The sequence below is a fragment of the Thermus sp. genome, assembly GCF_056332225.1.
Genome location: NZ_JBWGQW010000016.1, coordinates 1 through 25025 on the forward strand (window position 1 = coordinate 1; position 25025 = coordinate 25025).

General features: G+C 68.9%; 25 protein-coding genes and 3 pseudogenes. 12 read left to right on the plus strand and 16 right to left on the minus strand.

The features are described from left to right. The 3 genes and pseudogenes from AC01Y6_RS04755 to surE all read left to right on the plus strand — a co-directional run. Positions 1–268 (plus strand): annotated as a pseudogene (locus AC01Y6_RS04755) (SWIM zinc finger family protein); the annotation flags it as partial. Positions 269–352: 84 nt separating this feature from the next. Next, positions 353–433: pseudogene (locus AC01Y6_RS04760) on the plus strand (cold-shock protein); the annotation flags it as partial. A 54-nt stretch (positions 434–487) separates the two neighbouring features. Next, complete coding sequence (gene surE, locus AC01Y6_RS04765) at positions 488–1237, plus strand: 5'/3'-nucleotidase SurE (RefSeq protein WP_428720387.1); 750 nt, start codon at positions 488–490, stop codon at positions 1235–1237. On the opposite strand, the gene AC01Y6_RS04770 is transcribed toward surE, so the two are convergent. Together AC01Y6_RS04770 and AC01Y6_RS04775 are read right to left on the minus strand one after the other, a co-directional pair. Next, positions 1220–2008: an SAM hydrolase/SAM-dependent halogenase family protein gene (locus tag AC01Y6_RS04770; RefSeq protein ID WP_428715556.1), complete on the minus strand. Its 789-nt coding sequence runs from the start codon at positions 2006–2008 to the stop codon at positions 1220–1222. The two genes, surE and AC01Y6_RS04770, sit on opposite strands and share 18 nt — an antisense overlap. After that, positions 2009–3457 carry a tetratricopeptide repeat protein gene (locus tag AC01Y6_RS04775; protein WP_476670486.1) on the minus strand — a complete coding sequence of 483 codons (1449 nt, stop codon included), beginning with the start codon at positions 3455–3457 and terminating at the stop codon, positions 2009–2011. It lies immediately after the preceding gene. 68 nt (positions 3458–3525) lie between these two features. Between AC01Y6_RS04775 and AC01Y6_RS04780 the strand changes: the two genes are divergently transcribed. After that, positions 3526–4227: a hypothetical protein gene (locus AC01Y6_RS04780; protein ID WP_476670488.1), complete on the plus strand. Its 702-nt coding sequence runs from the start codon at positions 3526–3528 to the stop codon at positions 4225–4227. Positions 4228–4230: 3 nt separating this feature from the next. Here the strand turns inward: AC01Y6_RS04780 and AC01Y6_RS04785 are convergent, their stop codons facing one another. After that, a complete protein-coding gene (locus tag AC01Y6_RS04785; RefSeq protein ID WP_347241030.1) occupies positions 4231–4827 on the minus strand; it encodes a trimeric intracellular cation channel family protein in 597 nt (198 codons plus the stop codon). Then, a complete protein-coding gene (ispF, locus tag AC01Y6_RS04790; RefSeq protein WP_428720384.1) occupies positions 4820–5278 on the minus strand; it encodes a 2-C-methyl-D-erythritol 2,4-cyclodiphosphate synthase in 459 nt (152 codons plus the stop codon). The genes AC01Y6_RS04785 and ispF overlap by 8 nt, the downstream gene beginning before the upstream one ends. 16 nt (positions 5279–5294) lie before the next feature. On the opposite strand from ispF, the gene AC01Y6_RS04795 reads away from it, so the two are divergent. After that, a complete protein-coding gene (locus tag AC01Y6_RS04795) occupies positions 5295–5852 on the plus strand; it encodes an HD domain-containing protein (protein WP_347241028.1) in 558 nt (185 codons plus the stop codon). A gap of 48 nt (positions 5853–5900) precedes the next feature. Continuing rightward, positions 5901–6203 (plus strand): FUN14 domain-containing protein, encoded by a 303-nt coding sequence (locus tag AC01Y6_RS04800; protein ID WP_347241027.1) that lies wholly within the window; start codon positions 5901–5903, stop codon positions 6201–6203. Here AC01Y6_RS04800 and AC01Y6_RS04805 read toward each other — a convergent pair. Genes AC01Y6_RS04805 through AC01Y6_RS04815 form a run of 3 tightly spaced genes read right to left on the minus strand, consistent with a single transcriptional unit; the run spans position 6200 to position 8155 of the window. Then, positions 6200–7342 (minus strand): aminotransferase class I/II-fold pyridoxal phosphate-dependent enzyme, encoded by a 1143-nt coding sequence (locus tag AC01Y6_RS04805; RefSeq protein ID WP_476670490.1) that lies wholly within the window; start codon positions 7340–7342, stop codon positions 6200–6202. The two genes, AC01Y6_RS04800 and AC01Y6_RS04805, sit on opposite strands and share 4 nt — an antisense overlap. Continuing rightward, the gene (locus tag AC01Y6_RS04810) at positions 7335–7829 is read right to left on the minus strand and encodes a MogA/MoaB family molybdenum cofactor biosynthesis protein (RefSeq protein ID WP_476670492.1); all 495 of its coding nucleotides are present in this window, start codon (positions 7827–7829) and stop codon (positions 7335–7337) included. Before AC01Y6_RS04810 ends, AC01Y6_RS04805 begins: the two co-directional genes overlap by 8 nt. Before the next feature lie 5 nt (positions 7830–7834). After that, on the minus strand, positions 7835–8155 hold the full coding sequence (locus tag AC01Y6_RS04815) for a hypothetical protein (RefSeq protein WP_476670493.1): 321 nt from the start codon (positions 8153–8155) through the stop codon (positions 7835–7837). Between the two features lie 20 nt (positions 8156–8175). On the opposite strand from AC01Y6_RS04815, the gene AC01Y6_RS04820 reads away from it, so the two are divergent. Together AC01Y6_RS04820 and AC01Y6_RS04825 are read left to right on the plus strand one after the other, a co-directional pair. Beyond that, positions 8176–8766, plus strand: a complete 591-nt coding sequence (locus AC01Y6_RS04820; protein WP_428720381.1) for a GNAT family N-acetyltransferase — start codon at positions 8176–8178, stop codon at positions 8764–8766. Continuing rightward, entirely contained in the window at positions 8744–9934 is a 1191-nt protein-coding gene (locus tag AC01Y6_RS04825; RefSeq protein ID WP_476670494.1) for an anion transporter, read from the plus strand. The genes AC01Y6_RS04820 and AC01Y6_RS04825 overlap by 23 nt, the downstream gene beginning before the upstream one ends. On the opposite strand, the gene AC01Y6_RS04830 is transcribed toward AC01Y6_RS04825, so the two are convergent. The 5 genes and pseudogenes from AC01Y6_RS04830 to AC01Y6_RS04850 form a co-directional block, all read right to left on the minus strand. Further along, complete coding sequence (locus tag AC01Y6_RS04830; protein ID WP_476670495.1) at positions 9927–11231, minus strand: amidase; 1305 nt, start codon at positions 11229–11231, stop codon at positions 9927–9929. The two genes, AC01Y6_RS04825 and AC01Y6_RS04830, sit on opposite strands and share 8 nt — an antisense overlap. After that, a complete protein-coding gene (gene thiI, locus AC01Y6_RS04835) occupies positions 11218–12438 on the minus strand; it encodes a tRNA uracil 4-sulfurtransferase ThiI (RefSeq protein WP_428719759.1) in 1221 nt (406 codons plus the stop codon). The genes AC01Y6_RS04830 and thiI overlap by 14 nt, the downstream gene beginning before the upstream one ends. A gap of 9 nt (positions 12439–12447) precedes the next feature. Beyond that, entirely contained in the window at positions 12448–12873 is a 426-nt protein-coding gene (locus AC01Y6_RS04840; RefSeq protein ID WP_476670497.1) for an NUDIX hydrolase, read from the minus strand. 42 nt (positions 12874–12915) lie between these two features. Continuing rightward, positions 12916–14925, minus strand: coding sequence for a molybdopterin oxidoreductase family protein (locus tag AC01Y6_RS04845; protein ID WP_476670498.1), 2010 nt, complete (start codon positions 14923–14925; stop codon positions 12916–12918). Between the two features lie 4 nt (positions 14926–14929). Then, a pseudogene (locus AC01Y6_RS04850) lies at positions 14930–15154 on the minus strand (carboxylesterase/lipase family protein); the annotation flags it as partial. A gap of 151 nt (positions 15155–15305) precedes the next feature. On the opposite strand from AC01Y6_RS04850, the gene AC01Y6_RS04855 reads away from it, so the two are divergent. From AC01Y6_RS04855 to AC01Y6_RS04870, 4 genes are all read left to right on the plus strand, one after another. After that, a complete protein-coding gene (locus AC01Y6_RS04855; protein ID WP_347241015.1) occupies positions 15306–16889 on the plus strand; it encodes an IS200/IS605 family accessory protein TnpB-related protein in 1584 nt (527 codons plus the stop codon). Between the two features lie 140 nt (positions 16890–17029). Beyond that, positions 17030–17641: a ribonuclease HII gene (locus tag AC01Y6_RS04860; protein WP_476670524.1), complete on the plus strand. Its 612-nt coding sequence runs from the start codon at positions 17030–17032 to the stop codon at positions 17639–17641. A 29-nt stretch (positions 17642–17670) separates the two neighbouring features. Next, on the plus strand, positions 17671–18141 hold the full coding sequence (locus AC01Y6_RS04865; protein ID WP_476670500.1) for a DUF4384 domain-containing protein: 471 nt from the start codon (positions 17671–17673) through the stop codon (positions 18139–18141). Positions 18142–18220: 79 nt separating this feature from the next. Further along, positions 18221–19300: a TRAP transporter substrate-binding protein gene (locus tag AC01Y6_RS04870; protein ID WP_476670502.1), complete on the plus strand. Its 1080-nt coding sequence runs from the start codon at positions 18221–18223 to the stop codon at positions 19298–19300. Positions 19301–19481: 181 nt separating this feature from the next. On the opposite strand, the gene AC01Y6_RS04875 is transcribed toward AC01Y6_RS04870, so the two are convergent. From AC01Y6_RS04875 to AC01Y6_RS04890, 4 genes are all read right to left on the minus strand, one after another. Next, positions 19482–20972 carry a TRAP transporter large permease gene (locus AC01Y6_RS04875; protein ID WP_476670504.1) on the minus strand — a complete coding sequence of 497 codons (1491 nt, stop codon included), beginning with the start codon at positions 20970–20972 and terminating at the stop codon, positions 19482–19484. Further along, entirely contained in the window at positions 20969–21508 is a 540-nt protein-coding gene (locus tag AC01Y6_RS04880; RefSeq protein WP_476670506.1) for a TRAP transporter small permease subunit, read from the minus strand. The genes AC01Y6_RS04875 and AC01Y6_RS04880 overlap by 4 nt, the downstream gene beginning before the upstream one ends. A 71-nt stretch (positions 21509–21579) precedes the next feature. Beyond that, complete coding sequence (locus tag AC01Y6_RS04885; protein WP_476670508.1) at positions 21580–23163, minus strand: phosphoglucomutase; 1584 nt, start codon at positions 23161–23163, stop codon at positions 21580–21582. A gap of 49 nt (positions 23164–23212) precedes the next feature. Continuing rightward, complete coding sequence (locus tag AC01Y6_RS04890; protein WP_476670510.1) at positions 23213–25018, minus strand: peptidylprolyl isomerase; 1806 nt, start codon at positions 25016–25018, stop codon at positions 23213–23215. Positions 25019–25025 lie beyond the last annotated feature (7 nt).

A 25025-nucleotide genomic window follows, 5' to 3' on the forward strand; every position in this document is an offset into this window, starting at 1 on the left:
GGCTTCCCCGGAGGCCTACCCCGCCCTGGCCGAGGCCCTGGAGGCGAGGCTTCCCGAGGAGGCGGTGCGGCTTTACCTGGAGGCGGCGGGGCGGGAGGTGGAGAAGGGCACCCGGAGGGCCTACCAGGAAGCGGCGAGGCTTCTTGCGAAGGCCTCTCGCCTGGACCCGGAGGCGGCCCGGGCCATGGCCCAGAACCTCCTCAAGGCCTACCCCCGCCGTCTGGCCCTCAAGGAGACCCTGGCCCCTCTTCTCGCCGGGGGCCCGTGAAGGGGCGCAGGGCGCTTTCTTCTCCGTTAGACTACCGCACCTTCTTCCGCCTCACCTACCGCGAGACGGAGGCCTCGCTCCAGGGAAGGGGAGCGGGTGGAGTTTGAGGAGGAGCCCGGCCGGGGCGGCAAGGGCCCCCAGGCCAAGAGGGTCCGCCGCATCTAAAAGGCGGCTCGGAAAGGCCTCTCAGAGGGGGGCCTTTTCTTTTAGGCTTAGGGCATGCGCATCCTCGTTTCCAACGACGACGGCATCTTTTCCCCCGGCATCAAGGCCTTGGGCCTGGCCATGCGGGCCTTGGGAGAAGTGTACGTGGTGGCCCCCGACGTGGAGCAGTCGGCGGTGGGCCACGGCATCACCGTCCGCCGGCCCTTGCGATTCAAGCACACCCAAAGCGCCGGCTTCGGGGAGATCCCCGCCTACCGGGTGGACGGCACCCCGGCGGACTGCGTGGTCCTGGGGGTGCACCTCCTGGGGCGGCCGGACCTTCTGGTCTCCGGCATCAACCTCGGGGTGAACCTGGGCCTGGACCTCACCCACTCGGGCACGGTGGCGGCGGCTCTGGAGGGCACCTCCTTGGGCATCCCCTCCATCGCCTTCAGCCTGGACACCTCGGGAGAAGAGCTGAACTTCGCCCACGCGGCGGAGTGGGCGGTGCGCATCGCCAAGAGGGTGGCGGAGCGGGGCCTTCCCAAGGGGGTGCTCCTCAACGTGAACTTCCCCGCCGGGGCTCCTCGAGGCCTCCAGGTGACCCGGCTTTCCACCCACCACTTTGAGGACACCGTGGTGGAGCGGCTGGACCCGGAGGGCAGGCCCTACTACTGGATCGCGGGCACCCCCGTGGGCGAGGAAGAGGAGGGAACGGACCTTTGGGCGGTGCGCCGGGGGTACATCTCCCTTACCCCGGTGAGCCTGGACTTCACCGCCAGCGACTTCCTCCCAGAGCTGGCCCGCCTAGTCCAGGACCTCTAGGAGCGCTACGGGCATCCCCTCCTTTAGGCCGAGGGCCTCACGGGCGCTTCCCCCGTGAAGGGCTATCTCCAAAAGGCCGGCGCTCCCCAGGTAGGCCAGAGCCTCTCCCCAAGCCGCCTCGCCGAAGGTGCGCCGGACGGGAAGCCGCCTTTCCGCCACCTCCACGAAGCCGCCCAAGGGAGCCCAGAGCAAGGTGGTGATGGCGTTGCCGAAGCGGTCAAAGGTGAGGATCTCCCCCCTGGGGCCGTGGCTCAGGGCCAGGGGCAGGCGGAGAAGGCCTTCCGGGGCCACCTCCGGCCCCAGGGCCTCAGGGGAAAGCCCCAGGGCCAGGTGGGCCGCGGCGGGGGCGAAGCGGTCGCGGCCGTGGAAGGTGTGCGCCCCCGGGGCCCAGCCAAGGAGGGGCTCCACGCCCCTGGGCCTGGGCGGGGTTACCCGCTCCAGGAGAAAGGCCCTCTGGGGCGGGTCCAGGAGCCAGGCCAGGGTGAAGAGGCCGTTGTCCGGGCCCACGTACCACCGCCTCCCCCGGACGGCCACGGCCCGCCGGGAGGTTCCCACCCCGGGGTCCACCACCGCCAGGACCACGGCCCCCTCCGGCAGGTAGGGAACCGCTTCAAAGAGGGCGTAGGCGGCCCGCCGGAGGTCCTGGGGAGGGAGGTCGTGGGCCAGGTCCACCACGGCAACCCCTGGGGCCCGCTCCCGGAGCACCGCCTTGACCACCCCCACGTAGGGGTCTTCCAGGCCGAAGTCGGAGAGGAAGAAGACCGGTCTCATCTAGAACTTTCGCAACCAGGCCGGGGGGAAGAGGGCCAGGACCACCCCCGCCACCACCCAGCCCAAGGCCACCCCCAAGACGCCCCCCGTACGCTCCCTGGCCCAAAGGAGGCCGGCCCCCAAGAGGAGGAGAAGAAAGGTGGGGCCGGGCACCGCCAGGGCGAAGAAGAGGGTGGAGAGATGGGGGGCCAGGTCCCGGTAGCGCTCCCTAAACACCCAAGGAACTAAGCCCCGGAAGAAGGGCTCCATGAGGGCGAGGCCCAAGAAGGCCAGGAGGTGAAGGGGCAAGGTGGAAAGCCCCAAGAAGGGCCGCACCAGCCCGTAGGCGAAGAGGACCAGGACCAGGAAAGGCCCCACCCAGAACCCTTCCACCCAGCCCTCGAGGGGCCCCAGCACCTGGGGAAGGCGCCGCCTCTGCCAGAGGAGAAGCCCCACCAAAAGAAAGAAGCCGTACGCGAAAAAGAAGCTCGGGAGGACCTGGACCTTCTGGTACGGGGTGAAGAGGGCCAGGAGGTTGGCGAAGAGGGCCTTGCCCAGAAAAAGGGCCACCCCCAGGGCCAAGGCCAAGGCCAGGAGGACCAGAAGGTAGAGGCTCCCCGGCCCCGGGAGGGGGTTTTCCACCACCTCCACCGTGCGCAGGGGCTCAATGCGGCTTTCCCCGAGGATCACCAGAACCAAAAAGGCCAAAAGGGCCAGGAGCCAGGGCCACACCCGGGCGAGGAGAAGCCCGGGAAGGTTCAGAAGCCCCGAAAGCTGCCCCAAGGCCGCCTGCCCCCGGGCCCAGTCCCCCTGGCCGAAGTAGGCCAGGACCAGGGTGGAAAGGGCCTCCCGCTGGAGGTCGGGCCGGCCGGAAAGGTCCGGCAGGACCCCCTCCAAAAGGGCCACCGCCTCCCTAGGCCTTCCCGAAAGGAAGAGGAGGCGGCCCCGCTCCAGGCGCTCCTCCAGGGTGGACCCCAAAACGGCAAGCCCCTCCTCGGGCCTGCCCAAGGCCAGGTGGAGCCGGGCCAGAAGAAGGCGCACCTCCGGGGTGGGGGGAAGGCCCCGGGCCTCCTGGAGGGCTTCCTCGAGGCGGCCTTGGGCCTCGAGGGCCAAAGCCCGAAGGAGCCGCCCCTCCGGGGTTTCGGGAAGGGAAAGCCTAAGGACCTCTTCCGGTTTCCCCTCCAGGAGGAGAAGCCGCGCCCGAAGGGGAAGGGCCTTCGGGTCCTCCCCCAGGCGCTCCAGGTAGGCGGCGGCCTGGGCCGCGTCCTTCCTCTCCAGGTGGATGCGGGCCAGCAGGCGCAGGGCGGGCCGGTACTCGGGATCGGCCACCAAGGCCAGCTCACAGGTGGCCTGGGCGCTTTCCAGGGCGCCTTGTTGGTAAAGGCGCTCGCAACGGGCGTAATACTCCCCCGCCCCCTGGGCCAGGCCCAGGAGGCCCAATACCCACGCAAGCCCCAGGACAAGCCTCATGTCCTCCAGTTTACGCCCGCCCCTTGCCCCAGGCTTTGGACCGGGTATAATCCCCCGGGGTGAAGCCCATGAAGCGTTCCCTTGTCCTGCTTTTGACGAGCCTTTTTCCCTTGGCCCTGGCCCAAGCCTCCCAGGTGGAGGCCCTCCTGGACGCCGGGCGGTTCCAGGAGGCCTACGAGATGGGCCTCAAGCTCGCCACCCCCGAGGCCCTGGCCTTGGCGGCCAAGGGGGCGAGCTTCTACGCCATGTACCAGGCCAAGGACGCCGAGAAGCGCGCCTGGTTTGAGCGGGCGGAGAAGGCCGCCTCCCAGGCCATCGCCAAGGCCCCGGACTACCCGGAGGGCTACTTTGAGCGGGCCCGAGCCTTGGGAAGGCTTTCCCAGTACAAGGGGATCCTCGAGGCCCTGGCCGAGGGCCTCGCCCCAAGGATCCGGGGCGACCTGGAAAAGACCCTCAAGCTCAAGCCGGACCACGCCGGGGCCATGGTGGCCCTGGCCCTATGGCACTTTGAGCTGGTGCAGAAGGGCTGGCTGGTGGCCGCCACCCAGGGGGCCGATGGGGGCAAGGTGGAGCCCCTCATGCGGCGGGCCATTGAGCTGGAGCCCGAGGGCATCATCCACCGGGTGGAGTACGCCCGGGTGCTTTCCGCCTGGGGGAAGACGGAGGAGGCCAGAAAGCAGCTGGAAGTGGCCCTCTCCCTTCCCGCCAGAACCGCCGCCGACCGCTACGACCAGGAGAGGGCCCGCCAGGAGCTCGCCAAGCTGAGGTAGGCCTCACCTGGGGGTGGGGAGGCGGAGGCCGAGCCTCCGCCCGAAGACCCGGAGGAGGACCGTGGTCAAGGCCCCCAGGAAGAGGGCCCCCTCCGGGTGGCTTCCGTGGAGGGCGTAGACCACCAAGGCCCCCACCAACGCCGCCGAGGCGTAGAGGTCCCCCGCCCGGTAGAGGATGCCCGGCACCTCCCCCGAGAGCACGTCCCGGAGCACCCCACCCCCCACCCCCGAGAGGGTGCCCGCCAGGGCCACGCCAAAGGGACCGAGGCCCGCCTGAAGACCCCTCTCCGCCCCCAAGGCGGCGAAGAGGCCTAGGCCCAGGGTGTCCAGGTAGTAGATCAAAGGCCCCAGGGCCTGCACCCGGGGGTGGAAGCGGAAGACGAGAAGCCCGGTGAGGACCACACCCCAAAGGAGGGGCTCGTTCCTGAGGGCCGTGGGGGGCAGGGTGCCCACCAGGACGTCCCGGATGGACCCGCCCCCCACGGCCGTCACCGTGGCCAGGACCAGGACCCCAAGGAGGTCAAACCCCTTCTCCACCCCCTTCAGGGCCCCCGTGGCCGCGAAGACCAGGGTGCCGAGCCAGACCAGGGCCTCAACCATCCAGAAGCACCACCGCCCGGGCCTGGACGTGGGAGGGCGCCAGGCCCTCGGAGGTCTTGAAGCCGAGGCCCACGCGGTCCACCGGGAGGCCCAAAAGCCGGGCCAGGCTCCCCACCAGGGCCTCCCGGTGGGGGGCGAGCTTGGGCCGGTCCAGGGTGAGGACCAGGCTCGCCTGCAAAAGCCGCCCCCCCCGCTCGGCCACCAGGCGCAGGGCCTCCCTCAGGAAGACCTCGCTCCGCGCCCCGCGCCAGCGGGGGTCGGTGTCGGGGAAGAGGAGGCCGATGTCCCCAAGGCCGTAGGCGGAGAGGAGGGCGTCGGTGAGGGCGTGGAGGGCGGCGTCCCCGTCGGAGTGGGCCAGGGCCCCCACGGGGCTTGGGATGGGGAGGCCGCAGAGGTAAAGGGGCTTTCCCTCCTCCAGGCGGTGGCTGTCCTCGCCGTAGCCAATGCGCATGGGTATACTTTAGGGCATGCCGAGCTTTGAGGAAGCCCTGGCCCTCATGGAGGCCTGGACGGAAAGCGAGTCCCTAAGGCGGCACATGCGGGCGGTGGAGGTGGCCATGCGGGCCTACGCGAGGCGCTTCGGGGAGGACGAGGAGCTTTGGGCCATCGCCGGGGTGCTCCACGACATGGACTACGAGAAGTACCCCGAGCTTCACCCCTATCGGGGGGTGGAGGAGCTAAAGCGCCTGGGCTACCCCGAGGAGGTGCTGAAGGCCATCCTGGGCCACGCCAGCTACACCGGGGTCCCCCGGGAAAGCCTCATGGCCAAGGCCCTCTTCGCCGTGGACGAGCTCACGGGCCTCATCACCGCCGCGGTGTACGTGCGGCCCGACCGATCCATCCTCGGCCTGGAGCTTCCCAGCCTCAAGAAGAAGTTCAAGGACAAGGCCTTCGCCAAGGGGGTGAACCGGGAGGAGATCCGCCTGGGGGCCGAGGAACTGGGGGTTGCCCTGGAGGAGCACATGGCCTTCGTCCTCGAGGCCATGAAGAAGGAGGCCCGACTCCTCGGCCTGGAGGGCGCATAGCGTCCGGGGCGCTTGCCCCGCCGCCCTACCCGCGCTAGGGTGAAAGCCGTGGAGTTCCCCGACCTCACCCCCTACCTCGGGCAGATGACCTTCGGCGGCCTCGCCGGCTACGCCGTGGGCTACGTCTTCAAAAAGGTGGGCCGCCTTTTGGCCCTGCTCCTCGGCCTCTCCTTCATGGCCCTCCAGCTTCTGGCCCAGGGAGGCTACGTCCAGGTGGACTGGAACCGCATCCAGAAAGACGTGGAGCCCATCTTTCGCCTCTGGGAGAGGCTCCTTTCCACCCTGACCTACAACCTCCCCTTCGGGGCGAGCTTCGTGGGGGGGTTCTTCCTGGGCCTGCGGGCGGGCTAAGGCCGTCCGAGCTTCAGCGCTTCCCGGAGGGTCTCCGCCGCCCGCAAAAGCTCTTCTAGAGGCCTTACCAAGGCGATGCGCACCCATCCCACGCCCCCGGGCCCGAACCCCCGCCCGGGGGCGAGGGCCACCCCCTGTTCCACGAGGTTTAGGGCGAACTCCAGGTCGTCCACCCCCTCAGGAAGCCTCCCCCAGAGGTACATGGTGGCCCTGGGGGGAAGGAGGCTTAGGGCCCCCCCAAGGGCCTCGGCCATCCTCAAAGCCCTCTCCCGGTAAACCCGGGCGTAGCCCTGGGTGGTCTCCCGGGGGGTCTTCAGGGCCTCCACCCCCATGCGGAGGATCCCCGCGTAGGCGTTGAAGTCTATGACCCCCTTGACCCGCTCCAGGCGCGCTATGGCCTCCTCGCTCCCCAGGGCGAAGCCCAGGCGGAAGCCCGCCAGGTTGTAGCTCTTGGAGAGGGAGAAGAGCTCCACCACCCGCTCCTTAGCCCCGGGGAGGGCCAGGGGGGAGGGGGCCTCTCCGTCATAGACCTGGTCCACGTAGGGGTTGTCGTGGACCAGCCAGAGGCCGTGCCTCCGGGCGAGGGCCAGGGCCTCCTCAAAGTAGGCCCAGTCGGCCACGGCCCCCGTGGGGTTGTTGGGGTAGTTGAGGAGGAGGACCTTGGCCTCCCCCCACGCGCCCTCCGGCACCGCCTTCAGGTCGGCGAGGCCGTCTTCCCTTAGGGGAATCAAAAAGGTGCTTAGGGAGGCCACCCGGGCCGCCCCGAAGTAGCTCGGGTAGGCCACCTCGGGAAGGAGGAGGAGGTCACCAGGCTCCGTGAGGGCGAGGAGGAGGTGGGCCAGGCCCTCCTGGCTTCCGATGAGGGCCAGGGCCTCCCGCCTGGGGTCAAGGCTTACCCCGTAGCGCCCCTCGTACCAGCGGGCCGCCTCCTCCAGGAAGGGGAGGGTGCAACTTCTCAGGCAGTAGCCGTAGGTGGCGGGGTCCTTCAGGGCCTCGGCGAGGGCCCTTAGGGGGGCCTCGGGGGGCGGGAGGTCGGTGGAGCCGATGGAGAGGTCTATGAGCCTCACCCCCCTCTCCCGGGCCTTCCGCTTGGCCTCGTCCACCACCAGGAAGACCGAGGGCTCCGGGACCCTACTCATGGTGCCCCTCCTTCCAGGGCTTGCCCGTCACCAAGGAGAGGGCGTGAGGCAGGACGGGGAGCACCGCCTCCAAGGACTCCCTCGCCCCCTTGGGGCTTCCCGGGAGGTTCAGGATGAGGGTCTTGCCCCGCACCCCGGCGATGCCCCGGGAGAGGGCGGCCATGGGGGTCTTCCGGAGGCCCTGGAGCCGCATGAGCTCGGCGAGGCCCGGCACCTCCCGCTCCACCATCTCCCGGGTGGCCTCGGGGGTCCGGTCCCGGGGGGCGAGCCCCGTGCCCCCGTTGGTGAGGACTAGGTCCAGGCCCTCGCGGTCGGCCCAGAGCCTGAGGACCTTCTTGATCATGGGGGGCTCGTCGGGGACGATCTCGTAGGCCGCCACCTCAAAGGGCCCCCCCTTCAGGGCCTCGCGGATGGCCAGGTGGGTGGTGTCCTCCCGCTCCCCGCGGAAGCCCTTGTCGGAAACCGTGAGGATGCCCACGCGGAACATTGCCCTTAAGGTACCACAGGCCCTTGGGAGCCCTGGAAGAGGGCGGAAAGGAGGGCCTTGGCGTAGGCCCGGGTTTCCTGAAGGGCCTTCCTGTCCAGCCGGGCGAAGGTGTCCGTGGGCCAGTGCCAGTCCGGGGGGACGCCTCCTTCCAGGCGGACCAGGGTGAGGGTGGGGAAGCCCCTTTGCGCCAAGGGCAAGGTGTCAAAGTAGGCCAGGCGGTAGCGCAGGGGCCGCGCTCCCGGGGTCCTTCGGGCGGCCTCGAGGGGGGTGGCGCTTCCCCGGTGGGGGAGCTTGAGGAGGGCCAACACCTCTTCCAGGGGGTCCACCCTTCCAGGATAATGGCCCCATGTGGACCTTCCCCGAGGTCCTCACCGGGCGGTACGTGCGCCTGGAGCCCCTCGGCCTCGCCCACCTTCCCCACTTCCTCCGCCACTTTGACCTCGAGGTCTACCGCTTCCTAAGCCGCGCCCCAAGGGCCGGAGAGCCCCTGGAAGAGGCCCTACGGGCCCACCTGGAGGGGCTCCTTGGGGAACCCGGGCGGGTGAACTGGGCCATCCTCCTCGGCGAGGAGGTTGCGGGGCGGATCTCCGTCATCGCCCCCGAGCCCGAGCACGGAAGGCTTGAGATCGGCACCATGCTCTTCAAGCCCTTCTGGGGAAGCCCCGCCAACAAGGAGGCCAAGTACCTTCTCCTCCGCCACGCCTTTGAGGTCCTCTTGGCGGAAAGGGTCCAGTTCAAGGTGGACCTGAGGAACGAAAGGAGCCAGAAGGCCCTGGAGGCTCTGGGGGCGGTGCGGGAAGGGGTGTTGCGGAGAAACCGGAGGCTTTCCGATGGCACTTTCCGCGACGACGTGGTCTACAGCATCCTCCGGGAGGAGTGGCCCCGGGTAAAGAAGGGGCTTCAGGAAAGGCTCTATGGCGCTCCGGGAAGCCCTTAGCCTCCTCGTCCTCCTCCTCGCCTACCTGGGCCTCGCCCTAGGGGGCCTCCCCGGCTACCGCATGAACCGGGCGGGGGTGGCCCTGGTGGGGGCGAGCCTCCTGGTGCTTCTTGGCGGGATGGACCTCGAGGAGGCCTGGGGCGCTCTGGACGCCCCCACCCTGGTCTTCCTCTTCGGGGTCATGGTCCTGAACGCCCACCTGGGCTACGCGGGCTTCTTCGGCCTCGCCACCCAGGGCCTTCTCCGCTTCGCCCGCACCCCCTTTTCCCTCCTCGTCCTCCTCTCCTTCGGGGCGGGAGGGCTTTCCGCCCTCTTCCTCAACGACACCATGGCCCTCCTCCTCACCCCCCTCGTCCTGCGCCTCGCCCGGGGCCTGGGCCTGAACCCCGTGCCCTACCTCCTCGCCCTCATGGCCGCGGTGAACACGGGAAGCCTCATGACCCCCACGGGCAACCCCCAGAACATCCTGGTGGCGAGCCTCTCGGGGATGGCCTACCTGGACTTCCTCCGGGCCCTTTTCCCCGTGGCCCTCCTGGGGCTTGCCCTCCAGGTGGCGCTCCTCGCCCTCCTCTACCCCGAGGTCCGCTCCCTAGGGCCCCTCCCGCCCCTTCCCCCCTTGCGCTACCGCCTCCACCCCGGGCTTCTCCGCAAGGGGCTTCTCGTGGCCTCGGGGCTCCTTCTCGCCTTCCTCCTGGGCTACCCCATGGCCCAGGGGGCCCTGGTGGCGGCGGGGCTTCTCCTCTTCACCCGGAGGCTCCGCTCCGAGCGGTACTTCCAGAGGGTGGACTGGGAGCTCCTCGTGATGTTCGGAGGGCTTTTCGTCCTCACGGAAGGGGTGCGCCGCCTGGGGCTCGCCGAGGCCCTCCTGCCCCTGGCGGGAAGCCCCCTTGGCCTCCTCCTCGCCGCCCTCTTCCTCTCCCTCCTCCTCTCCAACGTGCCCGCGGTCCTCCTCCTCGCCCCCCTGGCCAAGACCCCCGAGGAGTGGCTCCTCCTCGCCGGAGGGAGCACCCTGGCGGGGAACCTCACCCTGCTCGCCAGCGTGGCCAACCTCATCGTGGCCGAGGGGGCGGGGCGGGAGGGGGTGCGGGTGGGGCTCCTGGAGCACCTCCGCCTAGGCCTACCCCTCACCCTCGCTTCCCTGGCGCTCCTTTACCTCTGGCTCAGGTGAGCCGGGCCTCGAGCCAGCCCCCGATGGCGAGCACCCTCCCGTCCTCGGCGTAGGGCCCCACCACCTGGAGGCCCACGGGCATCCCCTCCACCTTGGCGAAGGGCAGGGCCAGGGTGGGCACCCCGAGGAGGCTGAAGGGGAGGGTGAGGGTGATGAAGGCTTCCCGGTGGCTCCTCTTCCCCGATTCCAGCTCCACCTCCTCCGTGCCCAGGGGAGGGGCGGGGAGGGGCTGGACGGGGAGGAGGAGGGCGTCCACCCCCCTTAGGGCCTTCACCAGCTCCAGCCTCAGGGCCTCCCGCTCGGCCACGGCGTCCCGGTAGTCCTTCTCCGTGAGGGCAAGGCCCGCGAGGAGGGCTTCCCGCACCTGGGGAGAAAAGCCTTCGGGATGCTCCTTCAGGGCCTTCTCGTGGATGCGGGCCGCCTCGTAGCGCACGAGCCGGGTGTAGACCTCGTAGACCCCCCTCAAGGGCAAGGAGACCTCCCGCACCTTGGCCCGGAGGGCGGGAAGGTCTTCCAGAAGCCTCGTGAAGGCCTTCCGCACCCCCACCCCAAGCCTCCCCTCCAGGAAGTCCAGGGGCACCCCGAAGGTGGGGTTCTGGGGGCCCTCCAGGGGGAGGCTCTCCCCCGCCAGGATCTCCGCGAGAAAGTGGGCGTCCCGCACGCTCCTCGCGAGGGGCCCGGCGTGGTCCGTGGAGCGGGAGAGGGGGAGGGCCCCTTCCAGGCTCACCCGGCCGTAGGAGGGCTTGAAGCCCACCACCCCGTTGAAGCCCGCGGGGATCCGGATGGACCCCCCGGTGTCCGTGCCCAAAGAGGCGAGGCCGATCCCCAGGGCCACGGCCACGGCGCTCCCGCCGCTAGACCCCCCGGCCTGGCGGGTGGGGTCTATGGCGTTCCGCACGGGGCCCGTCCAGGGGTTCTCCCCGGTGATCCCCAGGGCGATCTCGTGCATGTTGGTCTTGGCGAAGAGGAGGGCCCCCGCCTCCTCTAGGCGCCGCACCGCCCGGGCCTCCTCGGGAAGGGGGGGAAGGGGGGCCTTTGTCCCCGCCCGGGTGGGCATGCCCTTCACGGGGAAGAGGTCCTTCACCGTGAGGGGAAGGCCGTGGAGGGGCCCCCGCACCTGGCCCCGCTTGAGCTCCTCGGTGAGGGCGAGGGCCTCCTTTCTGGCGGCCTCCTCGTCCAGGTAGGCGAGGGCGTTCCGGTCCTGGAAGGCCTTGGCCCGCTCCAAGGCCTCCTCCAGGAGGGCGAGGGGGGTGGTGGCCCCGGTCTCCAGAAGCCGCTTCGCTTCAAGCAGGTCCATGCTCCATTATAAGCGCGCCTTCCGGCTCCTTGGGTAGGGGCTTTCCGGGCCAGGTGTAGGTGAGGACCTCCCGCTCCTTTAGGGCCAGGGCGAGGAGGTCCTCCGTGGGCAGGCGGGCCTCGGCCTTCAGGACCACCTCGAGCCTCGCCCGGGTCACGGGGTGCTTGGGGGCGAAGAGGGTGCAGCACTCCTCGTCGGGGAGGATGGAGGTCTCGTAGGTGCCGATCCTCTTGGCCTCGGCCACGATCTCCTGCTTGTCCCAACCGATGAGGGGCCTTAGAACGGGGAGGGTGGCCGCCTGGTTCACGGCGTGGAGGTTCTCCAGGGTCTGGGAGGCCACCTGGCCCAGGCTGTCCCCGGTGCAAAGGGCGAGGGCCCCTTCCTCCCTGGCGATGGCCTCGGCGATCCTCAGCATGTAGCGGCGGTAGAGGACCACCCGGTAGGCCGGGGGGGCCTCGGCGAGGATGTGCCGCTGGACCTCGCTGAAGGGGACGAGGTGGAGCCTCAGGCGGTGCTGAAAGCGGGAGAGGCGCTCGGCGAGGGCCCTCGCCTTCTCCCGGCTCGCCCCCGAGAGGAGGGGGAAGGGGTGGAAGTGGACGAGGACCACCTCCGCCCCCCGGCGCATGAGGCGGTAGGCGGCCACGGGGGAGTCCATTCCCCCGGAGAGGAGGGCCACCACCCGCCCCGAGACCCCGGGGGGAAGGCCCCCGGGGCCCGGGTGGCGCTCCACCTCCAAAAGGGCCGCCCCGGGGAGGAGGCGCACCACGAACTCCCGCTCCGCCCCCTTAAGCCGCACCTGGGCTCCCGTCCTTTCCTTCACGAAAGCCCCGAGGAGGCGCTCCATCTCCGGGGAGGTGAGGGGGAAGCGTTTGTCGGTGCGCTTGGCGGTGATGCGGAAGCTAAGGAAGGCCTCGCCCTTCAGGGCCTTCTCCAGGGCGGCCTTCAGGGCCTCGAGGTCCGGGGAGGTCCTCAAGACCCGGGCGAAGCCCTCCACCCCGAGGGTTTCCCGGAGGCGGGCCCTGGCCTCGGGCCAGGCCTCCCCCGGGAGGCGGAAGAGGAGGGCCATGGGCCACTCGGCCTCGAGGGCCGCCCCCAGGCCCCTTAGGGCCCGTCCCACGTGGGCCTTGGCCCGCTTGAGGAAGAAGGGGCGGTTCTTCCCCTTGAGGGCGAGCTCGTGGAAGAGTCGGACGAGAAGCAGGGTTTCCATGCGTCTTTTCTAAGGGCAAAGCCCCTTGACCGCGAGGAGGAGCCGGCTGCAGAGGGAGCCTTGCCTTGCGGCCGCCTTAAGCTCCTCGGGACGGCCGAAGCGGAAGGCGGTGTAGTAGGTCTTGCCGGGCTTGGGCTCAGGTAGGCGGGGCCTTCCGAGAAGCCTTCCCTCGTAGACCCAAAGCTCCAGGGTGTACCCTGGCCGCTCCTCCACGCCGAAGGCCACGGGCCGAGCCTCGGCCACCCCTGCGCCGAGCTTCTCCCGCGCCACCCTTTGGGCGGCCTCCTCCAGGGCCTCTTCCCCTTGAAGGCTCACCGCAGGAAGCCCCCAGGCCCCGGGGAACTCGGGGTCCTCCTGGGGGCGAAGGACCAGAAGAAGCCCCTCCTCCCCCCAGGCGGCGAGGGCCAGGGAGCGCTTTCTTGGGGCCTCGCGCACCCCCTCAAGGTAGCAGGATTGTAGCCCAGGCGCAAATCTCCCCTAGGCCAGCCTGAGGGGCTCCACCTCCACGGGGGTGGAGTGGAAGGTGCTCCCCCCGCCCAGGTCGGTGAGCCTTTCCGAGGTGAGGTGGTTCACGCCCTTGCCGTCCGGGGCCCACTTCTCCCACCAGGTGCCCTCCAGGACCGCCGTTCCCGGGATGGGGGCCTCGCTCACCACCGCCTTCCTCGTGATCCTCCCCCAAGGGGAAAGGATGTGGACGAGCATGCCGCTTTGGATCCCCCGCGCCCGGGCGTCCTCGGGGTGGAGGAGAAGCCTGGGCTCCCCGCCTTCCGCCTCCACCAGGGCCTCCACGTTCCCGTAGGTGGTGTTCAGGAAGCGGTGGGCCGGGGGGGTGAGGAGGATCAGGGGGTAGTCCGGCAGGGGCTCGGTGGGGATCACCTCAGGGGGAGGGCTGAAGCGCACCTTCCCTTGGGCGAAGGGGAGGAAGGGCTTGGGGAGGTGGAGCTTCACGAAGCCCTCCCGCTTGAGCCTCTCCAGGGTGATCCCCTCCAGGTAGGGGTGGTCCGAGGCGAGGAGGCTTTCCGCCACCTCCTCGGCCGTCCAGTAGAGGGTGGGCTCCTTCAGGCCAAGCCTCTTCGCCAGCTCCCGGAAGACCCAGGTGTTGGGGCGGGCCTCCCCTTGGGGAGGGCTTAAGGGCTCGTTCCAGGAGAGGTAGTAGTGGCCGTAGCTCGTGTAGAGGTCGGGGTGCTCGTAGAAGAGGGTGGCGGGGAGGAGGTAGTCGGCGAAGCGGGCGGTCTCGGTCATCACCTGCTCCAGGACCACGGTGAAGAGGTCCTCCCGCTCCAGGCCCGCCCTCACCTTCCCCGTATTGGGGGCCACCACCAGGGGGTTGCTGTTGAAGACGAAGAGGACCCTTATGGGGGGCTTGAGCTCGGTGAGGGCGGTGCCGAGCCCGTTCATGTTCACGGCCCGGGCCTTGGGGTTCGGCCGGAAGTAGCCCTCGTGGGGGTGGTCCCCCTCGAGGAGGTGCCGCCCCCCGAGGAAGCGGCGGTTTAGGGGAAAGGCCCCGCTCGTGGAGAGCATGGCCCCGCACCCCGGGTAGCGCCAGGCCCCGAGGAGGGCGGGGAGGAGGATCACCGCCCTTAGGGCGTTCCCCCCTCCCGGGTGGCGGGTCATGCCGTAGCCCACCCGCAAGAAAACCCGCTTGGCCTCCCCCATCTCCCGGGCCAGGCGCAGGATGGCCTCCTCGGGCACCCCGGTGAGGGCGCTCGCCCTCTCTGGGGTCCACTTTTCCGCCGCTTTCTGGTACTCTTCCAAGCCCACCGCCACCCTTTCCAGGTAGTCCCAGTCCACCAGGCCCTCCCGGAAGAGGACGTGAGCCAGGGCGTAGGCCAGGGCGGCGTCCGTGCCGGGGCGGAGCTTGAGGTGGAGGTCGGCGAAGCGGGAGGTGAGGTTTTCGTAGGGGTCTATGTGGACCACCTTGGCCCCCCGCCTCCTCGCCTCCTTGAGGAAGGGGGTGAGGTGGCTATGGGTGGAGAGGCTGTTGATGCCCCAAAGGAGGAGGTAGCGGGCCTCGGGGACCTCCTCGGGGTCGGGGCTGAGGCGGGGGCCGTAGGTCATCTCCCAGGCGGCGCTTCCCGCAGAAGAACAGATGGTCTCCAAGAGCTCCGAGGCCCCGATGGCCCGGAAGAAGGCCAGGGGGTGCTGGTTCTCTATGAGGCCCATGGTCCCGGCGTAGTGGTAGGGGAGGACGGCCTCGCCCCCCTCCCGGTCCAGGACCTCCTTGAGCCTTAGGGCGATCTCCTCCAGGGCCTCCTCCCAGGAGACCCGCACGAACCTCCCCTCGCCCTTCCTTCCCGCCCGGCGCATGGGGTAGAGGAGCCTTTCCCGCACCCTCTCCGGGTAGCGGTAGGTCTTGGCGCAGGCGAAGCCCCGGGTGACGGGGTGGCGGGGGTCGCCCTCCACCTTCGCCAGCCTGCCCTCCTCCAGGGTGAGGAGGAGGCTACAGGCGTCCGGGCAGTCCAGGGGGCAGGTGGCCCTTCCCTTCATGCCCCTAGAGTAGCCCAAGGGCCTCGAGGGCGCGGCACCGCTCCCCGTAGGGGTCGGGGAGGAGGCCCACGGGGACGTCCAGCCGCAGGACCTGGCCCTCCCGGTAGAGGGGCCAGCGGGGCCACCCCCCGGGCTCCCCCTCCCGGGCGAAGGCCGTCCAGTAGCGGCGCATCTTCCGGCCCAGGGACTCGGCCTCCTCCCGGGCCTGCTCCCCGAGGAAGAGGGGGAGGTGCAAACAGTTGAAAAATATCCCACAAAACCGCATACTTCCTCTCCTCCACGCTCGCTTCGTTCAGAAGCGCAAAAGCTCACGGAGGTCGGCAAAAGGTCAGCAAAGCTATCTTGATCAGCGAAGCTATCTTGAGGCGGAGGGGGGTAAAATGAGGCCAGGAATGCGCAAGGGCGAAGCCCCAAAGCTCTTTCTAGGTATCCACGCCCGCCTGGTTTTCCCCGACCCCGAAGACGAGAAGGCGGTCCTGGACCTGATGCGCCGCTTCTCCAGCGCGGTGAGGTTCGCCTACAACCGCCTCCTTGAAGGAAAGGACCGGAAAGAGCTCAAACGGGCGGACCGGCCCCTCTGCACCCTCTTCCGCTTGAACACCCGCTACGCCGACGGGGCGATAGAGAAGGCCAAGGCCCTCCTCGCTTCGGCGGAGGAGCTCGGAAACGACCCCCGCAAGGTGGTCTTCGGGGGGAGGGGACTCTTTGAGCAACTGAAGCGTAAGCACCTCTCGGGGAGGCCCCTGGAACACCTCAAGCGCAGGTGGAAGGAGAAGCGCCAAGGTACCCTCTACTCCCGAGGGGACGGGACCAAGGGAGGCAACCTCAACCTGAGGCTTCTCCCTAAAGATGGGGCCCTGTGGCTCCGGGTCAACCTGGGGGACGGGAGCCATGCCTATGCCCTGGTGAAGACGGGCCACCCCCACCTGAACCTCCTCCTGGAGAGGGTCTACGCCTCCTTGCCCTACAACGTGGAGCTCTCCTTGCGGGACGGCAAGGTCTACGCCCACCTCTCCTGGGGCGAAGCCCTTCCCCCTCCCGTCCACACGAAGGAGAACGGGGTCCTGGGGATGGACGTGAACAGCGACCCCTACCACCTCGCCCTCGCCGTGGTCTCCCCCGACGGGAACCTGAAGCGCTACCTGACGATCTCTCTGGAAGAAGTAGACGCCGCCCCCAACAAGGGGGCCAAGGAGCTGCTCCTCTGGAAGATCGCCCACCAGCTGGTGGCGGTGGCGGAGGAGGAGGGCACGGCCATCGCCACGGAGAGGCTGAAGCATCTCAGGAAGTCCCGGAGGGGCGACGGTTCCGGTCGTTGGTTCCGCAGGAAGCAGCACCGCTTCGCCCACCGTTCCCTCTTGGAGAAGATTCACTCCCTGGCCCGTAAGCGGGGCGTGGAGGTGGTGGAGGTGAATCCTCAGGACACCTCCACCATCGGGATGCTCAAGTACGCCCCTCAGCTTTCCCTGTCCAAAGACGTCGCCGCCGCCTTCGTCATTGGGAGGCGGGCCTTGGGCTTTGCCGAGAAGCTTCCCAAAGGGTACGAAGCCCTTCTCCGCGACCCATCCTTCCTCGCCCACGCCGAGGGGTTCTACCCAAGCCGCCTCCAAGAACTCGCTACCCTGAAAGAGGCGGAGAAGAACCGCTACCTCAGGCGGAGGCTTTCCCGGGAGATGGGGAAGGCCCGCCGAGCGCTTTCCCTTCTTTCTGCCTTTCGGGGTTCTCCAGGGAGCCTAAGGGGGTCAACCGTTGGAAGGAACCCCCCTGGCGCCAATCCCTGGCGGGTCCTGAGGGAGGCCCTTTTCCTTCCTCTCCTCGGGCGCGAGGTGCCGAGAGACCTCTCTCCCCTCAAGCCCGTCCTGAACCTAGCTCCACCGACTCTGGGACCGTGGGAGAGGTGGAAGGGAAGCCTAGGCCCCCATCCTGGTGGGGGGTCGGCGTACAGAAATGTGCGCTTTAACTAACCAGGAAGGGCATGGCCTGGAGGTTCCCGGTGGCGGCCAGGAAGCCCTGGGCCAGGGCCAGGCTCCCGAGGAGGAACATGGGGGCAAGGCGCATGGATTCATGCTATAGGCCCCGGGCGTATAATCCCGCCGTGGAGGGCTTGGCTCCCCTGGAAGCGGGGTTTTGGGCCCAGGGCCTCAAGGTGGCGGGCCTGGACGAGGCGGGCCGGGGGGCCTGGGCCGGGCCCATCGTGGTGGGGGCGGTGGTCCTCCTCCCCGGGGCCTACCCCTTCCGGGACTCCAAGCTCCTCTCCCCCAAGGAGAGGGAGCGCCTGGCGGAAAGGGTCAAGGAGGTGGCCCTGGGCTTCGCCCTGGGGGTGGCGGAGGTGGAGGAGGTGGACCGGCTCGGGGTCCTCGAGGCCACCCTCCTCGCCGCAAGGCGGGCCCTCGCCGGGCTAAGGCCGCCCCCAGAGGCCCTGGTCACCGACTACCTCGCCCTTTCCACCCCCCTTCCCCTCCTCGCCCCGCCCAAGGCGGACGAGCAAAGCCCCACGGTGGCCGCGGCCAGCATCCTGGCCAAGGTCCACCGGGACCGGATCATGGCCGAGCTGGACCGCCTTTACCCGGGCTACGGCTTCGCCCGGCACAAGGGCTACGGCACCCCCGAGCACCAAGAAGCCCTCCTCGCCCTGGGGCCTTCTCCCGTCCACCGGAGGCGCTTCGCCCCCGTGGCCCGGGCCCCCTTAAGGTTTCCTGAAGGCGGGGAGGGCTAGGAGGGCGTACCCTAAGGGAGGAGGTCGGCATGCGCTTCCTCTTGGTGCTCCTTGCGGGGTTCCTCTCCGCTTGCACCGTGACCCTCGAGGGCCTCACCCTCACCTACCGCTTGGGCTATGGCCCCGCCATCCTGCGCTTTGAGCCGGACCGGGGCGCGGCGGCCACCTACTACTTGGGGGAGGAGGTCCGCTTCCTCCTCACCCTGGCCGAGCCCGGCTGGGTGAGCCTGGTGGTGCAGGACCCGGACGGCTATACCTACGAGCTGGACCGCTTCCACCTGGAGCGGGGCACCCACGTTCTGCCCCCTGGGGCCTACCGCTACACCACGGCCCCGCCCCCGGGCCTCCACCGGGTGCGGGCCGTTTACACGGAGAGCCCCCCAGCCGGGGTGCGCCTCCAAGGGGTCTACACCAACTGGGACGCCCGGCTAAGGGTGTACCTCGAGGCCTCCGGGGCCCGGCGCTACGACGTGGCGGAAACGTATTTTTATGTGCGCTAGCCCCGAGGCCTTGGGAAGGGTCTTGCGCTTCTAGCGGGGGAGCGGGGTATAATCCCCCCGGAGCGCGAAGGAGGTCAAAATGAAGCGGCGCGACTTTCTGAAGAAGGCGGGTATCGGCGTAGCGGCGAGCGCGGCCTTCGGCCCGGTCTTCGCCCAAGGGTCCCCCACGGTGCGCTGGCGCCTGGCCTCTAGCTTCCCCAAGAGCCTGGACACCATCTACGGGGCGGCGGAGGTGCTGGCGGAGCGGGTCTCCGCCCTCACCGGGGGCAGGTTCCAGATCCGCGCCTACCAGGCGGGGGAGATCGTGCCGGGGCTCCAGGTGATGGACGCCGTGCAGCAGGGCACGGTGGAGGCGGGGCACACGGCGAGCTACTACTACGTGGGCAAGGCCCAGGTCCTGGCCTTTGACACCGCGGTGCCCTTCGGCCTCACCGCCCGGCAGCAGAACGCCTGGATGTACCACGGGGGCGGGATCGAGCTTTTCCGCCCCATCTTCGCCGACTTCGGCATCATCCAGTTCCCGGGGGGCAACACCGGGGTCCAGATGGGCGGCTGGTTCCGCAAGGAGATCAAGGGCCTCGCCGACCTCAAGGGCCTCAAGATGCGCATCCCCGGCCCCGGGGGGCAGGTGATGAGCCGCCTCGGCGTGGTGCCCCAGGTCCTGGCGGGCGGGGACATCTACCCCGCCTTGGAAAGGGGCGTGGTGGACGCCGCCGAGTGGGTGGGCCCCTACGACGACGAGAAGCTCGGCTTCTACAAGGTGGCCAAGTTCTATTACTACCCCGGCTGGCACGAGCCCGGGCCCATGCTCTCCTTCTACGTGAACCTCAAGGAGTGGCAGAAGCTGCCCAAGGAGTACCAGCAGGCCTTTGAGGTGGCCGCCGCCGAGGCCAACCAGTGGATGTTGGCCAAGTACGACCGGGTGAACGCCCCCGCCCTCCAGCGCCTCATCAAAAACGGGGTCAGGCTCCGCAAGTGGCCCGCCGAGGTGATGAAGGCGGCCCAGAAGGCGGCCTTTGACTGGTACGAGGAGGAGGCGGCCAAGGACGCCACCTACAAAAAGATCTACACCGCCTGGAAGGCCTTCCGGGAGGAGTCCTACCGCTGGTTCGGGGTGGCCGAGCTCGGCTACGAGCAGTTCGCCTTCCCCGCCCTCTAGGCGGAAAAGCCCTCCCCCGGGGAGTTTCCCCCGGGGGAGTTTTTTGCCTTGGGCGGGGGCCAAGCTCCTCGTGGGCCATACCACCCCAGGCTGGCTTGCGCCAGCCTGGGGGCCCCGGGAAAGAAGGCCTAGAGAGGCCTTATGGCCTTGGCTTAGGCGAAGGATTCACGCCAAAAGGGTATCAGCCCCCCACGAAGCGCAGGATGGGTTCCCTTAGGAGGTAAGTGAGGAAAAGGACCAGAAGCTGGAGGCCGATGAAGGGGATCCCCCCCAGGTAGATGTCCTCGGTCTTCACCTCCTTGGGGGCCACGTTCCTCAGGTAAAAGAGGGCGAAGCCGAAGGGCGGGGTGAGGAAAGAGGTCTGGAGGTTTACCCCCACGAGGAGGCCGAACCAGAGCTTGTCGATCCCCAGGGCATCGGCCCCGATGGCGAGGAGGGGCAAGGCGATGAAGGCGATCTCAAAGAAGTCGATGAAGAAGCCCAGGAGGAAGACCAGCACCATGACGAAGAAGATGAAGCCCACTTCGCCCCCGGGAAGCCCCGTGAGGAAGCCCTCCACCCAGAGGTCCCCGTCCACCCCCCGGAAGACCAGGCTGAAGAGGGTGGAGCCGATGAGGATGAAGATGACGAAGGCGGTGAGCTTGGCCGTGCCCTCCATGGCCCCGTAGAGGACCGGGAAAGAGAGGCGGCGGTTCAAGGCGGCGAGGAGGAGCGCCCCCACCACCCCCATGGCCCCGGCCTCGGTGGGGGTGGCGAGGCCGATGAGCACGGTGCCCAGGACCAAAAAGATGAGGACCAGGGGGGGCACCATGGAAAGGAGGGCCCGCCGGAGCAGGGGGTTTCGGCGGATCTGGGGAAGGAGAAGCAGGGTCCAGAGGGAGAGGCCCAAGAGGACCTCGAGGCCCTCGAGCCAGCCGGGAAGGCGGAGGAACTCCCCGAGCTTCCACGCCCCCACCCCCACCAGGAGGTAGGAAAGGAGGGCGAAGGCGGCCCCGGCCTCCTTGCCCGCCTCGGGCCGAGCCTCCAGGGGCAGGGCGGGGGCCCACCGGGGCCGGAAGAGGGCCACGTAGATCACGTAGAGGAAGTACAAGGCCACGGTGAGCCCCGCCGGGATCAGGGCCGCCTTGTACATGTCCCCCACGCTCACCCCGAGCTGGTCCGCCAGGACGATGAGGACCACGCTGGGGGGGATGATCTGGGCTAGGGTAGCCGAGCCCAGGATCACCCCGCTGGCCAAGCGGGGGTTGTAGCCGTACCTCAGCATGATGGGCAGGGAGATGAGGCCCATGGCCATGACGCTGGCGGCCACCACCCCGGTGGTGGCCGCCAGGATGGCCCCCACGAAGACCACGCTTAAGGCAAGCCCTCCCCTCAGGGGCCCAAAGAGGCGGCCCATGGTGTCCAGCAGGTCCTCGGCGAGGCCGCTCTTCTCCAGGATGATGCCCATGAAGGTGAAGAAGGGGATGGCCAGGAGGAGCTGGTTGGACATGATGCCGAAGATGCGGTCGGGCATGGCCCTAAGGAGCCCGGCCGGAAATATGTCCAGGGAGATCCCCAAAAACCCGAAGACGATGCCCACCGCCCCTAAGGAAAAGGCCACGGGGTAGCCTGAGAGGAGAAAGACCACCAGGGCGGCGAACATTAGGGGAGGCATGAGGCCTTCCAGGCTCACTCCACCACCTCCTTTTCCTCCCCCGGGAGTTCCAGGTGGCCCGTGAGGAAGGCGATGCGCTTGATAAGCTCGGAAAGCCCCTGGAGGAGGAGAAGGGCGAAGCCCACGGGCACCACGAGCTTGATGGGCCAGCGGGGAAGGCCCCCTACGTCCGGGGAAACCTCCCGCGCGGCAAAGGAGTTCAGGAACCAGGGCCAGGCCAGGTAGATGACCCCAAGGCTCAGGGGAAGGAGGAAGAGGAGGGTGCCCAAGAGGTCAATCCAGGCCTGGGCCCTTTTGGAAAGGCGCCCGTAGAGGAGGTCTATGCGCACGTGGGCGTTGTGCTTGAGGGCGTAGGCCCCGCCCAGGAGGAAGATGAGGCTGAACATGTACCACTGGGCCTCGAGGTAGGCGTTGGAGCTGTAGTTAAAGGCGTAACGCATCACGGCGTTGCCCGCGGAGAGCAAGGCCACGAGAAGCACCAGCCACACCACCAGCCGCCCCACCGCCTCGCTTAGGGCGTCTATGGCTCGGGACAAGGCTAAAAGAAGGCGCATTCTTATACCCCCCGGCGAAAACCGGCACCATCCTACCCGGGGGGCACGGGGCTGTCAACGCGCCCGGGAAGCTAGGCGAGGGCACGGGCCACCAGGGCCAAGGCCGCCTCCAGGACCTCCTGGAGGTGGGCCTCCCCCTTGAAGCTTTCGGCGTAGACCTTGGCCACGTCCTCGGTGCCGCTGGGCCGGACGGCGAACCAGGCGTTTTCCGCCACCACCTTGAGGCCCCCAAGAGGCTCCCCGTTTCCGGGAGCGCGGGTGAGCACCGCCAGAATGGGCTCCCCGGCGAGCTCCTTTGCCCGCACCGCCTCCGGGGTGAGGCGGGAGAGCCTGGCCTTGGCCTCGGGGGCGAGGGGAAGGTCCTTGCGCAGGTAGTAAGGGCGGCCCAGGGCCTCGGCCAGGTCCTCGTAGAGCTCGTCCGGGGCTTTTCCCCGCTTGGCCATGAGCTCGGCGGCGAGAAGCCCCATGAGAATCCCGTCCTTGTCGGTGGAGAAGGGCCTGCCGTCAAAGCGAAGAAAGCTCGCCCCGGCGCTCTCCTCCCCCCCAAAGCCTAGCCAGCCCGCAAGAAGCCCCTCCACGAAGTGCTTGAACCCCACGGGGGTCTCGTAGACCTCCCGCCCCAGGGCCTGGGCCACCCGGTCCAGGAGGGCGCTGGTCACCGCCGTCTTGCCCGCCTTGGCCTTGGGCCAAGCCCGGGTGGCAAAGAGGTGATGAAGGGCCGCCGCCAGGTAGTGGTTGGGGTTCATCAGGCCCCGCGGGGTGACGATGCCGTGGCGGTCGGCGTCGGGGTCGTTGCCGATGGCGAGGTCAAAGCGCTCCCTTAGGGCAAGGAGGCCCGCCATGGCGTGGGGGCTGGAGCAGTCCATGCGGATTTTGCCGTCGTGGTCAGGGGGCATGAAGCGGAAGGTGGGGTCCAGGGTGGGGTTCACCACCTCCAGGTTGAGCCCGTGGGCCTCGGCGAGACGCTCCCACACCTTAAGGCTCGCCCCGCCCAAGGGGTCTACCCCGATCCGGAGGCCCGAGGCCCGGATGGCCTCGAGGTCCACCGCCTCCCCTACCCGCGCCACGTAAAGCCCGGCGTAGTCAAAGGGCTTGGCCCGGGAAAGGGCCTCCTTCAGGGAGAGGCGCTTCACCCCCTTGAGGCCCTCCTTGAGGAGGGCGTTGGCCCTTTCCTCTATGGCCCGGGTGGTGCGGGTGTCCGCCGGCCCCCCCGTGGGGGGGTTGTACTTGAAGCCCCCGTCCTCCGGGGGGTTGTGGCTCGGGGTGAGGAGGACCCCGTCGGCCTTGGCCCCGTGGTGGGCGTTGTGTTCCAGGATGGCCAGGGAGACCAAGGGGGTGGGGGTGTAGCCCCCTTCCGCCTCTATCCGCACCTCTATCCCGTTGGCGGCGAAGACGCCTAGGGCCGTGGCCCAGGCGGGCTCGGAGAGGGGGTGGGTGTCTTTGGCCAGGAAAAGGGGCCCGGTGGCCCCAAAGCCTGCCCTTAGGTCGGCGATGGCCTGGGCTATGGCCAGCACGTGGGCCTCGGTGAAGGTGGCCTTGAGGCTGGTGCCTCGGTGGCCGCTGGTGCCGAAGGCCACCCGCTCTAAGGGGTTTTCCGGGTCCGGCTGGGCCTCGTAGTAGAGGGTGAGGAGCCGGAGGAGTTCGTTAGGTTCCATGGCTCCATCCTAACCAAGGGGAGCCCCCGGGGCCTTGACCGCACCACGCTCAAGGTTTCGCCGGGGTTTCCCCTGGAGCCTCCTTAGGCTTCTCCTCCGTCTTGGGGGTGAGCTCCGCCAGCACCTGGCTCAGGCGGTTTTCTATCCTGGCCTCCTTGCGCAAGGCCTGGAGGAGGGCCTGGGCCTTTTCCTGGCGCTTCTTGGCCACCACCCTATCCAGGGCCTCCTCCTTGACCGCCTCGTAGGGCTTCAGGACCTCCGGCTTGCGGTCCTTGATGAGGAGAACGGCGAAGGTCCCGTCCTCCAGCTTCACCACCTCGCTCACCTCCCCCAGGGGACCCTTGGGGAAGGCCTCCTTCACCTTGAAGACCAGGCGGTCCAGCACCGCCGGGAGCTGGTTGGGGCTCACGGTGCCGTGGTCGGTGACGCTGCCCTCGTGGGCCTTGGCCAGGGCCTCGAGGTCCTGGGCCCTCAGGGCCGCTTCGCGGAAGGCCTTGGCCTTGGCCTCCTCCTTGAAGACCACCTCCACCACCCGGGCGCTGGCGGGAAGGGTGAAGAGGGCGGGGTTTTCGGCGTAGAACTTCTTGGCCTCGGCCTCCGTGGCGGTCACGTCTCGGGTCTCGTAGAGGAGGTAAGCCTGGGTGATGGCGTCCTTGGTGCCGATGAAGGGCTTCCCACTCTTCCCCGCCGCCTCCACCAGAAGCTCCCGGTCTATGAGGTTCTCCAGGGTCTGGGGAAGAAAGAACTGGACGGCGAGCTCCCCCAGGCCCTGCTGAACCAGGGCCTGGGTCTGCTGGCTGGAGAAAACGGGCTGGAGCACCTCGCTGAGGAGAATCTCCTTGGCGTTGACCTTGGCCACGGGCGGGTTCTTGTAGACGTAGGGGATGTTCTCGGCGAAGCGCACCTGGGCCTTCTTGCGCAGGTCCTCCAGGTAGGCCTCCAGGGCCCCGTTCCCCTTGGCCTCCTGGACGTCCTTCTCCACCCGGTCCTTCACCTCCTCAAAGGCGGGCACCTTGGGGGGCAGGTAGGCCTCCACCTTCACCAGGTAGTACCGCCCCGCGGCCTCTACGGGCCCCACCAGGCCCGGGCCCCTGAGGGCGAAGACCTCCTGGGCCACCGCCTCCGGGAAGACCACCTGGGTCACGGGCTTGGGCTCCGTCTCCCCGGGGCCCGCCCCTAGGGCCCCTCCTTGCTCGGCCCCCACCTTGGAGTGCCGCTTCGCCAAGAGGGCGAAGTCCTCCCCCGCCTTCAGCTTGGCGAGGAGCTCCTCCGCCAGCTTCTTGTCGTCCACCACGATCTGCCGGGCCAGGACTCGAGGCTCGGTCTTGTAGTTTTCCCGGTGGACCTCAAAGTAAAAGCGCGCCTCCTCCGGGGTGGGCTTGGCGGCGGAGCGGATCTGCTCCAGGCGCTTCTGGATCTGGAGCTGGGCCTTGATCTCCTGGCGAAGCTCGGCGTCGGTGTAGCCCACCTGGTTGAGGAACTGCTCGTAGGCCTTCTTGTCCTTCAGGCCGTACTGCTCGCGGATGCGGTCCACCTCCTTGCGCACCTCGGCGCTCCCCACCCGGACGCGGGCGGCGTCTTGCCTTAGGGCCTCGGTGAGGATCACCTGCTCCAGAAAGTGGGTGTCCACCAGGGTCTTGAGAAGCCCCTGGGGGTTGGCGGCGTAGAGGGGGTCATTGCCCTGGAGCCTGAGGAGGTCCAGCTCGTAGACCGCCTTGCCGTTGACCCAAAGGACGGGCTTGCCCCGGGCCGTCTGCCCCGCCTTGGGGGTAAAGAGGAGGATGGCCCCCACGGCGAAGGCCAGGGCCAGCAAGCCGAAAAGGATGGTGACGAGCCTCTTGTTGATGCCAAACACTTGACCG